The sequence below is a fragment of the Niveispirillum sp. GW835-FHT14G11 genome (assembly GCF_058793615.1).
In genome coordinates this window covers 552,362-565,935 of sequence record NZ_JBXAFZ010000002.1, presented here as the reverse complement: position 1 = coordinate 565,935, position 13,574 = coordinate 552,362, and the positions used below count along the sequence as shown (strand labels likewise).

The window sequence follows — 13,574 nt, the reverse complement described above, 5'->3', positions numbered from 1 at the left end:
ATCGTGCCGGGCGGGCGGTCGCCCGTCACGCCAGCCGATGTTCCGACAGGATGTCGGCACCTAATGCCCGGCGGCCCAGGTCGCAGAGATGGGCGTGGTGGGTGAAGAACAGCACCTGGGTGGAGCGGGCCAGATCGGCCAGCACACGCAGGCCCGCCATGGACCGTTCATCGTCGAAATTCACGAACAGGTCGTCGGCCAGGAACGGCACCCGCACGCCGGCGGCGATGGATTGTTCCACGGCGGCCAGACGCAGGGCCAGGAACAGCTGGTCGGTGGTGCCCTCGCTCATCCCGTCAATGGGGACCAGGGTTGTGCCATCGTCGCGCAGTCCCAGCAGCCGCGGCGTCGTCGCCTCATAATCGATCCGCAACCCGCTGAACCGGCCCAGCGTCAGGGTGCTGAACAGGTCGCAGGCCCGGCGCAGCAGCGGGTCCTGCCGCCGCTCACGATAGCGGTCCATGGCCCAGCGCAGCGTCAGCGCCTGGGCCCGTTTCAGCACATAGGTATCGGCCTGCGCTGCCATTTCCGCCAGGGCCGCCTCCGCGTCGGCGGCATCGTCGGCGGCGGCACCCGGCCGTTCGTCCAGGATGGCGAAGGCCCGCCGGGCCTCCCCCAGCGCATCGGCCGCCGCCGACAGGCTTTCGGTCAGCTCGGCCTGTTCCTGTTCCAGCGCCTGGGCCCGTGCCGCCGTCTGGTAGGGGTCGCTGGCTTGCCAGGCGGCGGTGAGGTCGGCCAGGGCATGGCCGTCGCCATTGGCCAGGATCTGCCGCTCCGCGTCGGCCAGTCCGGCCTCAAGCGTCCGCCGGCGGCGGGAGGCCCCGATCAGCGCCGGCAGGGTGGCGGGGTCATCTAGCCCGGCCTGCGCCAGCAGGGGGGCCAGGGTGACCAGGGCCTTGCGCCGCTCGGCGTCGGCGGCGTCCAGTTCCGCCTGTCGCCGGTCGCGTTCCCGACTCAGCGTCGTCATGGCCTGGGCCACGGCCTGGGCCTGGGCCAGCCGGGTGCGCAGCAGGTCCAGGGTCCTGGACGGGTCGGGATCGGCATGCATGCCGGCCTGTGCCGCCAGGGCCGCGACATCGTCGGTGAACAGCTGCCGGTCACGGCCGATGCCCTCGATACGCTTCTTGCGGCCCGCCAGTTCCTCCAGCTTGCCGCGCAGCGTATCGATGCGGGACAGAAGGTCGCCGATACGGTCGGGATCAAGCGCGATGCCGGCCGCCGCCGGTTCCGCCGTCCAGTCGGCCAGGGCCCGCTCGGCCTGCCGCCGGTCCTGCTCCAGCAATTGTTCGGTCCTGGCGATCTGATCCTCCAGGCTGGAAAGCGTGGCCTGCTTCTCCGTGAAGGCGGCTTCCAACTTCTCGCCCTGTTCCTTTTCCCGCTCCGCCAGGGTCAGGAGGGGGGACAGCCGGTCGGCAGCGGGTGGCGGCGATGCCATGGCCGCGCGCAGCAGGTCGATGACCTGTGATCGGCGATCAAGGTCGCGCGTCACCTGCCGCCTTGCGTCCTGGGCGGTCTGATGCCTGGCCAGGGCGTCCATCCGCAGGGTCTGCCAATGGCGCAGCCGGACGGGGTCCAGCCGGGGCAGGTGGGATGCCGACAGGCGGTCGCACCATTCGCGTTTCGCCGTCTCCATCCCGCTTTTCGCATCGGCAAGCCTCAGGGCGGCCTGGTCCCGCTGCAAGGACAGGGTGGCCAGTTCCCCATCCAGCAGGGTCAGTCTGGCCGACGCCTCGGCATTGTCGAACCGGCGGTCGGCCAGGGTGTCGGCGCTGATCACGGCATCGGTGAAGGCATCGGCGGACGGGGCGGGCTGGGTGCGCTGGTGCAGATGGTCCGCAATCCTGCGCCACAGCTGGTCGCGCGTGGTACGGGCACGGATGATATCCTCCGCCGCTACGGCCTGGCCTGCATCCGCCAGCCGGTCGCGGTCGGCGTGGGTCCGCTCCATCGCCTCGTCCAGACGACGGCATTCCTGCTGTTCTTCGGTGACCGCGGCGTCAAGCTGCTGTCGCTGTTCCAGGGCTGCCTGGATTTCCGGTTCGGCCAGGCTTTGCAGCCGCGCCAGCGTGCCGACATCCCCCTGCCAGGGGGCCAGCCGTTCCAGGGCGATAACCGCTTCCTGCTCAGCCCGCTCGGCGCTGCCAAGATTGTCGGCGCAGCGCCCGTCGAAATCATCGCCCAGACCATGGGCGCGGGCGATGGCGGCGCGCAGCAGGCCCAGACCCTCGGCCTGGGGTGCGTTGGCCAGCTCATTGCGCAAGGTCTTCACCTTGGCCTGCGGGGCCGCCAATTGATCCGCATGCGCGCGGCGGCCGGATTCGGCATTGGCATGGCGGGTGGCGATGGCGCGCAGGCGGGCCATGGTCGCGGCGGCCGGCGGGTCGCCCTGGATGGACAGGTCGGCGCGCAGGGCCACGATCTCCGCCGCCATGTCGTCCCGTTCGGTTTCCAGCCGGTGCAGGTCGCCCGCCGCCTTGGTGACGGCGCCGCGCCGTTCAATCAAGTCCCCGATCCTGTCGGCCAGATCGGTGATGGCGTCGGGCGACAGTGTCCCCAGCTTCTCCACCGCTTCGTCACGCAGTTTCTGCGCGATGGTGCGATCCGCATCGGCCCTGGTCAGGGACGCCAGGGCCGTCTCCGCACGCTCCTCCTCCTGCGAGGTGAAGCCGGGGGCGGACCCCTGTGCGGCGATTTCCGCCAGCAGGACGGCGCGCTGCTGCAGGATGGAACTGGTGCGCCGCAGCCGCTCCACCGCCTGCCGTTCCGCCGAGAGGGCCGCCTGCCGGTGTTTCAGTTCCGCCAGTTCCTGCTCACGGCGGGTCACTAGGGCGCTGGCGTCCGACCATTCCTTGGGCCGCAGCAGATGGTCCTTCAGGTGGCGCTGGCTTTCCTCATACTGGCGTTCGGCGATGGTGAAGGTCCGGCGCGCGGCGGCGCGGGCCCCCCATATGGCGTCGCCTTCATCGGCCAATGCCGTTTGCAGCGCCGCGATGCCGGTTAGGCCGGAACCGGCGGCGAACAGGGCCTGGCCCAGATCGTCATTGGCCTTGACCATGGCCTCCCCGCCGGCACGCAACCCCGCCTGGTCAAGGCTGAAGCCGGCGCCGAACGTGTCGCGGGTCAGGCCGTGCAGCAGGGCGGCCAGCCTTCCTTCGTTGACGGGCTGGTCTCCGGCATCAATCAGGCTCTTGTCCTTGGTCTTGCGGCGGCGGCAGTGCAGGCTTTGCCCATCCTCCTCCAGCACGGCGCCGACCCGCATCAGGGCATAGTCGAAGCGGAAATTATAGGGGCTGCGCTGCGGGATGCCGAACAGCAGGTCGGACACCGCCGCCAGGGTCGTCGATTTGCCGGCCTCGTTGGGGCCGTAGATGATGTGGAAATCGGGCGGGCCGGCGGCTAGGCGCAGGCGGTGATCCTCAAAACGCCCGTAGCGTTCCAGGTGGAGTTCGCAAAAGCGCATCACCCGGCCCCCGTGCCGGCCAGCCGGGCATTCAGCGCCGTACCGGAGATGGAAAGAAGGGCGGTCCAGTCTCCGCGCGCGGCCAGTACCGCCGGACCATCGCCCTGGTCGGACAGCGCCTTGGCGGCGGCGGCCAGGAAGGGGCGCAGGTCCTGGGACAGGGCCTCGGCCAGGTCCGGCGCCGTCGCCGCCTCTGCCAGCAGGGCCAGGAAATCATCGGCGGCGGCATCCGCTGCCGCGATGTCGGGCGGGGTGGCCGTTACCCGCACCTTCTCGATCCACAGGTCCGGCGCGATGGCGGCGGCCAGGGCCCGCACCTCGTCACGCTGCACCGTCAACCGGTCGCGCAGCAGGCCGGCCAGGGCGGTGCGCCCGGTCAGGGTGACGCGGGCGATCAGGGCACGGCCATCGGATTGTCGTGCGTGATGGTGGGCCAGGGCGGCACGGGTGGCCATGCTCACATCGTCCAAATTCTGCGCCGTGCTGCAATCCACCTCCACCTGTGCCCAGCGCACCACGTCCAGCGGGATATGGTCCAGTCCCACGACCATGCGGTCCTGCACCTCCACCAGAACGGCGCCTTTGGGTCCCGTTTCGCGGATATGGCGGCCCTGCAAATTGCCGGGATAGATGATATGCGGCCGTTCGCCCAGCACCGCATGGTCATGCACATGACCCAGCGCCCAGTAATCATAGCCTTTGGCGGTCAGGTCCTGGATGGTGCAGGGCGCGTAGGGTGCGTGGCCCTCATGCCCGGTCAGCGCCGTGTGCAGCATGCCGATATTGAAATGGTTCGCCAGCGCCGCCGGATAGGAGGTGGCCAGATTGTCCAGCACCTGCGCATTGGCGAAGCTCTGCCCGTGAATGGCCACGCCCAGATGGTCGAGCGTGTATGTCTGCGGCCGGCGGGTGTTGAATTGCCGGACATTGCCGGGCCAGGGCAACTGCCGCGTCAGCACCGATGCGGCATCATGGTTGCCGGCCAGAAGGAAGACGGGGATGTCGGCCGCCGCCAGTTTCGCCATGGCGCGGGCGAAATAAAGGCCGGTACCCATATCCTTCCAGTCGCCATCGAACAGGTCGCCGGCGATCAGCATGAAATCCACCGCCTCGTCGCAGGCCCGCTGGATCAGATTGTCGAAGGCAGCGCGGGTAGCGCCCCGGACCTCATCCGCCGGTAACCCGTCATAGCGGGCAAGGCCGTGCAGCGGGCTGTCCAGGTGAATGTCGGCGGCATGGATGAAGTTGAACCGGTCCATATCATTCTACCTGGATATGCGGGGTTATTATCGGGCTTTTCCATATCAGGGGGGCATCATCGTGGCGATGGGGAGGATGTCAAGGCGGCAGGCCGCGACGGAGCGATATCTTGTCAGGCATGGTGGGTGCGGGGCCATCAGGGTGATGCAGAAATGCGGCATCATGATCCTGTACGCGATCATCCAGCTATTCAGGATTGGCGATGGAATGACAAATCGGAATGTGTAATCCGGAAGTCATAGGATGATTTATCAATATGGCAATGCCGGATGATATTTTTAGTGCATTTATCTAGTTGGGGGAATTTTCTTGAAATTTTACCGCCGAATAGATAGATTTATTCAGGAATGGGGCCGGATTTTCGCCTCCAGTCCGGACAAGAGGGCAGGTTATGTCGAACATTCGCCAGCACAAGTTCATCGTCGGGCAGAGCCTGAACTTCCAACCCGGCATGCAGGGGTTCGTGGTTCCCCCCGGCCTGTTCACCGTCCGCAATCTGCTGCCCAGCGACGGGGCCGAACTGCAATATCGTATCCGCAATGACGGCAATGGCCAGGAACGGATCGTGCGGGAAAGCCAGTTGCAGCGTCCCTGACGGCGTCGCGCGGCGCGGCTTCGGTTTCACCCTCGCCGGATCGGGGATGCCTTTCACCGGTGCGCCGCCCCGCCGGCCAGGGCGCCCAGATGGCTGACAGCCTCTTCCAGCCCGATCACATCGGCATATTTGGCGTTGAGGTCGAACAGGTTGGCCTCATGCACGCGGGCATCGCGGTCGCCCACGGCTTCGCGTACCACCAGCGGCACGAAGCCGTGCTGGCAGGCGTCCAAGGCGGAGGCGCGGACACAGCCCGAGGTGGACAGCCCGGCGATCAGCAGCGTGTCAATGCCGCTGGACGCCAGGGTGGAGGCCAGTGAGGTGCCGAAGAAGGCGCTGGCATATTGCTTGGTGATCACGGGTTCATGCGGCAGCGGCTCCAGCCCCTCGGCGAAGGCGGCCCAGTGCGGGTGCAGGCCGCGTTCGAAACAGGACAGCGCCTTCACCTTGCGAAAGAACACCCCGCCATCCACACCGCCGGGCGTATAGGCGACGTTGGTGTGGAACACCGGCAGCTGGGCGGCGCGGGCGGCCAGCAGCAGATCGGCCGTGGTCGCCCGCGTCGCTTCCACCCCGGCATAAAGCGGGCAGGCCGGATCGAGATAGGCATTGACGAAATCGATGATCAGCAGGGCGGGGCGCTTGCCCCAGCCCAGCCGGTTGCCGAACCCGGCCTGGGCATAGTCGGCATTCAGGTCCGTTGCCATGGTCAGATGATCCCCGCCTTGCGCAATTCATCCAGCCGGGCCGCATCCAGGCCCAGCAGGCCGCCCAGCACATCGACCGTATGTTGCCCCAGTTCGGGGCCGGGATGAACGACGCCGCCGGGCGTATCCGACAGGCGGGGGGCAACATTCTGCATGGCCAGCTTGCCGAAGATCGGATGGGCGACCTTGATGATGTTCTGGCGGGCCTGGAAATGCGGGTCTTCCATCATGTCGGGTGCGCGATAGATGCGGCCGGCCGGCACCCCGTGCTTTTCCAACAATTCCGACAGGGGGGTGGCATCGATGGTGCGGGTCCATTCGGCGATCAGGTCGTCCAGTTCCTGCTGCACGGTGCCGCGCGCCGAATGGGTGGCGTAACGCGGGTCGGTCGCCAGTTCCGGCCGCCCCATGGCCTCGGCCAGACGCTTGAACACCGTGTCCTGGTTGGCCGCGATCAGCAGCATCAGCCCGTCGCGGGTGGGATAGACATTGCTGGGCGCGACATTGGGCAGGATGGGGCCGGTGCGTTCACGGACATAGCCGGTCTGGTCATATTCGGTGACCAGGCTTTCCATCATGGCCAGCACCGCCTCATAGATGGCGCTGTCCACCACCTGGCCGCGGCCCGTGCGTTCACGCGCATGCACGGCCATCAGGGCGCCAAGCGCCGCATAGGTGGCGGCCAGGCTGTCGCCGATGGAGATGCCCATGCGCGACGGGGCCGTGGACGGATCGCCCACCACATAGCGCAGGCCGCCCATCGCCTCCCCGATCGAGCCATAGCCGGCCTGGGACGCATAGGGCCCGGTCTGGCCGAAGCCGGTGACGCGGACCATCACCAGCCTGGGATTGATCTGCGACAGCACATCATAGCCCAGGCCCCAGCGTTCCATGGTGCCGGGGCGGAAATTCTCGATCAGGATGTCGGATTGGGCCAGCAGATCGCGCACGATCTGCTGGGCGGCCTTTTCCCGCAGGTTGAGGGTTACCGACTTCTTGTTGCGGGCGACCACGGGCCACCAGAGCGACTTGCCATGCGGCTTTTCCCGGCCCCATTCGCGCATCGGATCGCCGCTGCCGGGCTGTTCCAGCTTGATCACCTCCGCCCCGAAATCGGCCAGCAACTGACCGCAGAAAGGACCGGCCAGCAACTGGCCCATCTCGATCACCCGCAGGTCTGTCAGGGGACCCTGGCGCGTGGCCACCTGTCCCGTGCCGCCGGTTGGTTCCGTTGCCTGGTCGGTCACCATTCTCTCCCACTCAATGTATACATATTTTGTCAGATATCGACGCTGGCCGTTGAGGGGCGCTTTCAGCGTGCATCAACAAGAAAGCATACACAGCGCCATAATGGCAAGAGGTGCCGTGCGCGGGGAACTTTCGATCAATCCCCCTTGTCAGGCTCAACGAAAGCATGATTGTATACATTAAGCGTGAAGGTGGATGAGAGAGCAGGCCGATGGTCGCCCGGATCGAGATCGTGGAAGTCAGCCCGCGCGACGGCCTGCAGAATGAGGCGGTGCCGGTTTCCACCGCACAGAAGCTGGAGCTGATCCACCGCGCCATCGCCGCCGGGGCGCGCCGGATCGAGGTGACCAGTTTCGTCAATCCCAAGCGCGTGCCGCAGATGGCCGATGCCGAAGCGGTGCTGGCGGCGCTGCCCCGGGATAGTGGTGTTTCCTATATCGGTCTGGCCCTGAACGGGCGCGGCTTCGACCGGGCGCTGGCGGCGGGTGCCGGGGAGGTCAATTACGTGCTGGTGGCGTCGGACACGTTCTCCCGGCGCAATAACGGGGCGCCGACGCTGGAGACGATGTCCGGCTGGGCGGAGGTGGCCGCCGCCGCGCGGGCGGCCAAGGTGGCGACCAGCATCACCATCGGCGCGTCGTTCGGCTGTCCGTTTGAAGGTGAGGTGCCGGTGGCGCGGGTGGTGGAGATCGCCAAACGTGCGGCCGAGCATGGCCCGGACGAGATCGCCCTGGCCGACACGATCGGCGTGGCCAGCCCGGCCGACGTGGTGGAGCGGTTCAACGCCGTGGCGGCAGCCCTGCCCGGCATCCGCCTGCGGGCGCATTTCCACAATACCCGCAATACCGGCATCGCCAACGCCTATGCCGCCGTGATGGCCGGCGTCAGCGTGCTGGACAGTTCGCTGGGCGGCATCGGCGGCTGTCCCTTCGCCCCGGCGGCGACGGGCAATATCCCGACCGAGGATCTGGTCTACATGCTGGACCGCATGAAGATTGCCACTGGCATCGACCTTCCGGCCGCCATTGATGCGGCCAAGTGGCTGGAGGGCGTGATCGGCCGCCCCAACCCGGCCATGCTGGGCCGGGCGGGGATGTTCCCCGCCGCGCTCCAGTCGACCTGACGGCGGGAACAACCACGCCGCGGCAAAGCAGAAGCACCTTCGGGAACAGGAGTTTTTAGAATGGCTTACAGGCTGGGCGTGGATGTGGGGGGCACCTTCACGGACCTTCTGCTGATCGAGGACGAGACGGGCGAGACCTTCCGGGACAAGGTGCCGTCCACCCCGCACGACCCCTCGGTCGCGGTGGTCAACGGCACGCTGAAGATCTGCGCCAAGGCGAAGATCGATCCCAAGGATGTGCAGCTGTTCATGCATGGCACGACGGTGGCCACCAACACCGTGCTGACCAGCACGGGCGCCAAGGTCGGGCTGGTGACGACGGACGGCTATCGCCAGGTCCTGCATATCGCGCGCAGCTTCGTGCCGGGTGGGCTGGCCGGCTGGATCGTCTGGAACAAGCCGCCGCTGACGGCACCGCTTGAGTCCACAGTGGAGGTGCCGGAACGGATCGGCGCCGATGGCTCCATCGTCAGACCCCTGAACGAGGGTGCTTTGCGCACGGCGCTTGAAGGGCTGAAGAGGGAGGGGATCGAGGCCCTGACCATCGCCTTCATCAACGCCTATCGCAACGATGTGCATGAGGTGCGGGCCGGCCAGATCGCGCGGGAGGTCTTCCCCGACCTGCCCATCTCGCTGTCGTCGGAAGTGCTGCCGGAGATGCAGGAATATGAGCGTGCCCTGACCACGGTGGCCAATTCCTATGTCCGCCCGCGCGTGGCCACCTATGTCCGCAACCTGAAGGCGGAACTGAACAAGGCCGGCATGAACGGGCAGATGAACCTGCTGCGCTCCGACGCCGGGCTGATGAGCTTCGAGAAGGCGCAGGACCATCCGGTCAACCTGCTGATGAGCGGTCCGGCCGGCGGGGTGGCCGGTGCGCTGTGGGTGTGCGGCAAGTCGGGCTTTGGCAATCTGCTGACCGTGGATGTGGGCGGTACCTCCACCGACGTGGCGTTGATCGAGAATGGTCAGCCGCGCCTGGCGCGCGAGACGCAGTGCGGCGACCTTAAGGTGCGCGCCACCTCGCTGGATATCCGCACCGTGGGGGCCGGCGGCGGCTCCATCGCCTTCGTGCCGGACCTGACCAAGGCGCTGCGCGTGGGACCTGCCTCGGCCGGTGCGGTGCCCGGCCCGGTCTGTTATTCCCGTGGCGGGGACAAGCCCACCGTGACCGACGCCAATGTCGTGCTGGGCTATCTGCCGGAGGAATTGCTGGGCGGTACCATGCGCCTGGACCGGCCGGCGGCCGCGGCATCGGTGCAGAGTATCGCCGACCAGCTGTCGATCACGGTGCAGGAAGCCGCCCACGGCATCTATTCCATCGCCAACGAGACGATGATGGGCGCCCTGCGCCTGATCTCCGTTCAGCAGGGTTATGACCCGCGGGATTTCGCGCTGGTGGCCTTTGGCGGCGCCGGTCCGCTGCATGCCAATGCGCTGGGCAAGCTGCTGGGCAGCTGGCCGGTGATCGTGCCGCCCAGTCCCGGCGTGCTGTGCGCCTTCGGGGATGCCACCACGCGGCTGCGCGCCGAACGGGCCCGATCCATTGGCAAGCCGTTCCCGGATGTCGCCAACGCATCGGTCGCCGACGTGCTGCGCGAGTTGCATGCCGCCGTGTCGAAGGAACTGCTGGCCGAAGGCGTGCCGGTGGCGGACCAGGAGATCAGCTTTGAAGCCGGGGTGCGCTATTCCGGCCAGGCGTTCGAGGTCTCCCTGCCCGTGACGCTGGACGGGTTCGCGGCAAACGGGCTGGAGACGCTGGGCGCTGCCTTCGACAAGGAGCATGAGCGGCTTTTCACCTTCTGCCTGGAGAGCGACCGCGAACTGGTGACGGTGCGGGCCACGGCGCTGGGCAAGGCATCGGCGATCCGGCTGGAGAAACTGCCCACGGGCGATGGCGACCCGTCGGCGGCCAAGGTCCGCGACCATGTGATCTGGGCCGACGGGCAGGAACAGGCGGCCATCGTCTATGACCGCGCCCGCCTGAGGGCTGGTGACCGGATCATCGGCCCCGCCATCATCTGCGAGATGGACAGCACCACCGTGCTGCTGCCTGGCCATGGGGCGGAGGTTGACGATTATGGCTTGATCCTGATCCGCCCGCTTGCCGCTGCCTGACGATATTCTGGACGAAAGGGACAGACCCATGGTTGCCACGATCATCGAAACCAACCCGACCCCGTTCCAGAAGATCGCCATCGACCCGATCACGCTGGATATCATCGAGAACGCCCTGCGCAACGCGCGGGCCGAGATGGATGCTACCCTGTTCCGCACCGCCATGTCGCCCGGCATCCGCGAACAGGGCGATGCCTTCCCCCTGATCGCCAACCATGAAGGCAAGATGGTGGTGGGGCAGTTCGGTTCCTTCCTGGGCGGCTTCCTGAAGAATTACAAGGGATCGATCGAGGATGGCGACGTCATCTGGCTGTCCGATCCCTATTCGGTGGAAGGCGCCATCAGCCACCTGAATGACTGGCTGATCATCCTGCCGGTGTTCAATGATGGCCGTCTGGTCGCCTGGACCTGCCATTTCGGCCACCAGACCGATGTCGGCGGCAAGGTGCCGGGCAGCCTGCCCACCGATGCCACCTCCATCTTTCAGGAAGGTATCCGCATCCCGCCGGTGAAGCTGTATCGCAAGGGTGTCCTGAACGAGGATCTGCTGGAACTGGTGCTGAACAATACCCGCACGCGGGACTGGTGCCGGTCGGACCTGAACGCCATCATCGCGTCCTGCCGTATTGCCGGCCGCCGGGTGGTGGAACTGTGCAGCCGGTTCGGAATCGAAACATTCGTTTCTGCGACAAGAGAGTTGCTGGAGCGGAACAAGCGTGCCATGGCCAAGCTGATCGCCACCTCCATCAGTGAGGAGAAGGTCAGTTTCGAGGATTACATCTGCGACGATGGCCGCGGCTTCGGCCCCTACAAGCTGCGCGCCACCATGTGGCGGGAGGGGGAGAAGGTGATCCTGGACTGGGAGGGCACCTCGCCCCAGTCGGAAAGCTCGATCAATTTCTATCTCAATGAAAACATGCTGAAGATGTTCTTCGGCATCTACATGATCATGGTCTTCGACCCGCAGATCCTGTTCAATGACGGCTTCTATGATCTGGTGGAAACGCGAATTCCGGAAGGATCGCTGCTGAAGCCGACATATCCGGCCGCGCTGTCCTGCCGTACCCATGGCATTGGCCGGGTGTTCGACGTGCTGGGGGCGTTGCTGGGCCAGCGCACGCCGGAATTTCTCAACGCCGCCGGCTTCTCCTCTTCCCCGCATCTGATGCTGTCGGGCGCCTATCGCGGGTCGGGGAAGTACTATCAACTGTTCCAGATCGGCTTTGGCGGCATTCCCGGCCGTCCCTTTGGCGACGGGCCGGACGGGCATTCGCTATGGCCCAACTTCACCAATGTGCCCAACGAGTTCCTGGAAGCCTATTTCCCGCTGCGCATCGAACGGTATGAGACCATTGCCGACAGCGGGGGGCCGGGCCTGCATCGCGGCGGCAATGGCGTGCGCATTGCCTATCGCTTCCTGGAACCGGGTGCCATCGCCATCCATGATGACCGCTGGTTCACCTATCCCTGGGGCGTAAATGGGGGCGAGCCCGGCTGGCGGTCGCGCCGGGTGCTGGTGCGCGCCGATGGCAGCCAGACGGTGCTGGCCGCCAAGATCGACGATATCCAGGTCCGCCCCGGCGACCTGCTGATCTTCGACACCTGGGGCGGCGGCGGCTGGGGCGACCCGCTGGCCCGCGACCCTTCGCTGGTGGCGGCGGACGTGAAGCGCGGGCTGGTCACCCGCGACGGTGCCCAGCGCTATGGCGTCGTGCTGGCGGCGGGTGGGGCGGTGGATGTGCCGGCGACCGAGGCCCTGCGCGAGCGTTTGCGCAAGGCGCGCGGCGAGACCGCGCTGTTCAATTTCGGCGGCGGGGTGGAGGAACTGCGCGAACGCTGTCTTGCGGAAACCGGCCTGCCCGCACCGGTCGATCCGGCGCGGCAGGAGAGCGTGCTGTCGGCGGCGTGAGGAGGCTGTTAGAGTTTGTTGGGTTTAGATGCAATCTCCATATCCCGCCTTCCCGGTGACAAGCCCATAGGCGCCAAGTAAGTGATTGAGCAAACCGATACCGCCCTCACTACCGTCACCCCGGCGACAAGCCGGGGCCCAGAATGCCAAGCGCTTTGCTCTACGAACTGGGCCCCGGCTTGTCGCCGGGGTGACGGTAGGAGGGGCCTTTACGGTGATGCAAATATCCTAACTTAGCGCCTATGGGCGACAAGCCGGGAATAGCAGCACTTGGGACCCGGTTCACTCCGCCGCCTTGAGAACCGTCACCTTGCCGCTGCTGGCCTCGATCGCGTGCCAGGCGGCGGCGATGTGGCTGCGCATGACGGAGCCGGCCCAGCCGCCGTCGCGCACCTCAAAGGCCGACACGATTTCCATATGATGGCGCAGGCTGCGGCGCAGCGCTTCGGCATTGTAGCGGTGGAAGGTGCGCAGGACCAAGGGCACTTCGATCACCTGCGCCATCATGCTGGACAGGCGATGGGTGCCGGCCGCCTGGGTGATCAGCCGGTGAAACTCGGCATTGGCCTCGGCAATGCGGCTCAGGGCATCGGGCGTGCCGGTGGCTTCCAGCGCCAGCATCTCCTCCGCCAGGACGCGCAGATGGGCGATCTGGACCGGCGTGGCGCGCACCGCCGCCTGTTCGGCGGCATAACCCTCCAGGATGGCGCGCAGGTCGAAAATCTCCTTGATCTCATCGACCGACCAGTCGGCGACGAAGGCGCCATGGTTGCGCATGAAGCGCACGGCCCCCTCCGCGTTCAGCCGGCGCAGCGCCTCGCGGATCGGCGTGCGGCTGACCCCGATGATCTCCGCCAGCTCCCCTTCCTTCAGATGCGTGCCCGGCGGGAAGCGGCCAGCATGGATGGCGTCCCGGATTTCGGCATAGGCCTTTTCGACAGCATTGCTCATCGGTGATTTCCTGGTCGCATCCGTTCGGCGGGTCGGGCGAGCCCGCCCCGCTTTCTACCGCAAACGATCGGTTGCCGGCCAGTTGTCCTTGTCGATCAGGCGCGGTGCCAGCGCGCAGAAACCCGATGCCGCGCGACCGCTCCGTCAGCGTGGCTTTCAGGTCAACTGGCCCTGTTAAAGTATACAATGTCATGCATTGGGGC

General features: G+C 66.5%; 9 protein-coding genes. 4 read left to right on the top strand and 5 right to left on the bottom strand.

The window, feature by feature from the left end; all coding sequences use genetic code 11:
• Window positions 1–25: 25 nt before the first annotated feature.
• Together AC1Q7F_RS05855 and AC1Q7F_RS05850 are read right to left on the bottom strand one after the other, a co-directional pair.
• Entirely contained in the window at window positions 26–3,460 is a 3,435-nt protein-coding gene (locus tag AC1Q7F_RS05855; RefSeq protein ID WP_492504744.1) for an ATP-binding protein, read from the bottom strand.
• Window positions 3,460–4,719 carry a metallophosphoesterase family protein gene (locus AC1Q7F_RS05850; protein ID WP_492504742.1) on the bottom strand — a complete coding sequence of 420 codons (1,260 nt, stop codon included), beginning with the start codon at window positions 4,717–4,719 and terminating at the stop codon, window positions 3,460–3,462. The genes AC1Q7F_RS05855 and AC1Q7F_RS05850 overlap by 1 nt, the downstream gene beginning before the upstream one ends.
• A 392-nt stretch (window positions 4,720–5,111) precedes the next feature.
• Between AC1Q7F_RS05850 and AC1Q7F_RS05845 the strand changes: the two genes are divergently transcribed.
• Window positions 5,112–5,315 (top strand): hypothetical protein, encoded by a 204-nt coding sequence (locus AC1Q7F_RS05845; protein ID WP_492504740.1) that lies wholly within the window; start codon window positions 5,112–5,114, stop codon window positions 5,313–5,315.
• Window positions 5,316–5,368: 53 nt separating this feature from the next.
• Here the strand turns inward: AC1Q7F_RS05845 and AC1Q7F_RS05840 are convergent, their stop codons facing one another.
• Complete coding sequence (locus AC1Q7F_RS05840; RefSeq protein WP_492504738.1) at window positions 5,369–6,022, bottom strand: isochorismatase family protein; 654 nt, start codon at window positions 6,020–6,022, stop codon at window positions 5,369–5,371.
• A gap of 2 nt (window positions 6,023–6,024) precedes the next feature.
• Complete coding sequence (locus tag AC1Q7F_RS05835) at window positions 6,025–7,269, bottom strand: CaiB/BaiF CoA transferase family protein (RefSeq protein WP_492504736.1); 1,245 nt, start codon at window positions 7,267–7,269, stop codon at window positions 6,025–6,027.
• A 212-nt stretch (window positions 7,270–7,481) separates the two neighbouring features.
• On the opposite strand from AC1Q7F_RS05835, the gene AC1Q7F_RS05830 reads away from it, so the two are divergent.
• The 3 genes from AC1Q7F_RS05830 to AC1Q7F_RS05820 are packed head-to-tail and all read left to right on the top strand — an operon-like array spanning window position 7,482 to window position 12,420.
• Window positions 7,482–8,393 carry a hydroxymethylglutaryl-CoA lyase gene (locus AC1Q7F_RS05830; protein WP_492504734.1) on the top strand — a complete coding sequence of 304 codons (912 nt, stop codon included), beginning with the start codon at window positions 7,482–7,484 and terminating at the stop codon, window positions 8,391–8,393.
• 60 nt (window positions 8,394–8,453) lie between these two features.
• Window positions 8,454–10,511, top strand: a complete 2,058-nt coding sequence (locus AC1Q7F_RS05825; protein WP_492504732.1) for a hydantoinase/oxoprolinase family protein — start codon at window positions 8,454–8,456, stop codon at window positions 10,509–10,511.
• A 28-nt stretch (window positions 10,512–10,539) separates the two neighbouring features.
• The gene (locus AC1Q7F_RS05820; protein ID WP_492504730.1) at window positions 10,540–12,420 is read left to right on the top strand and encodes a hydantoinase B/oxoprolinase family protein; all 1,881 of its coding nucleotides are present in this window, start codon (window positions 10,540–10,542) and stop codon (window positions 12,418–12,420) included.
• 282 nt (window positions 12,421–12,702) lie between these two features.
• Here the strand turns inward: AC1Q7F_RS05820 and AC1Q7F_RS05815 are convergent, their stop codons facing one another.
• On the bottom strand, window positions 12,703–13,371 hold the full coding sequence (locus tag AC1Q7F_RS05815; RefSeq protein ID WP_492504728.1) for a GntR family transcriptional regulator: 669 nt from the start codon (window positions 13,369–13,371) through the stop codon (window positions 12,703–12,705).
• Window positions 13,372–13,574 lie beyond the last annotated feature (203 nt).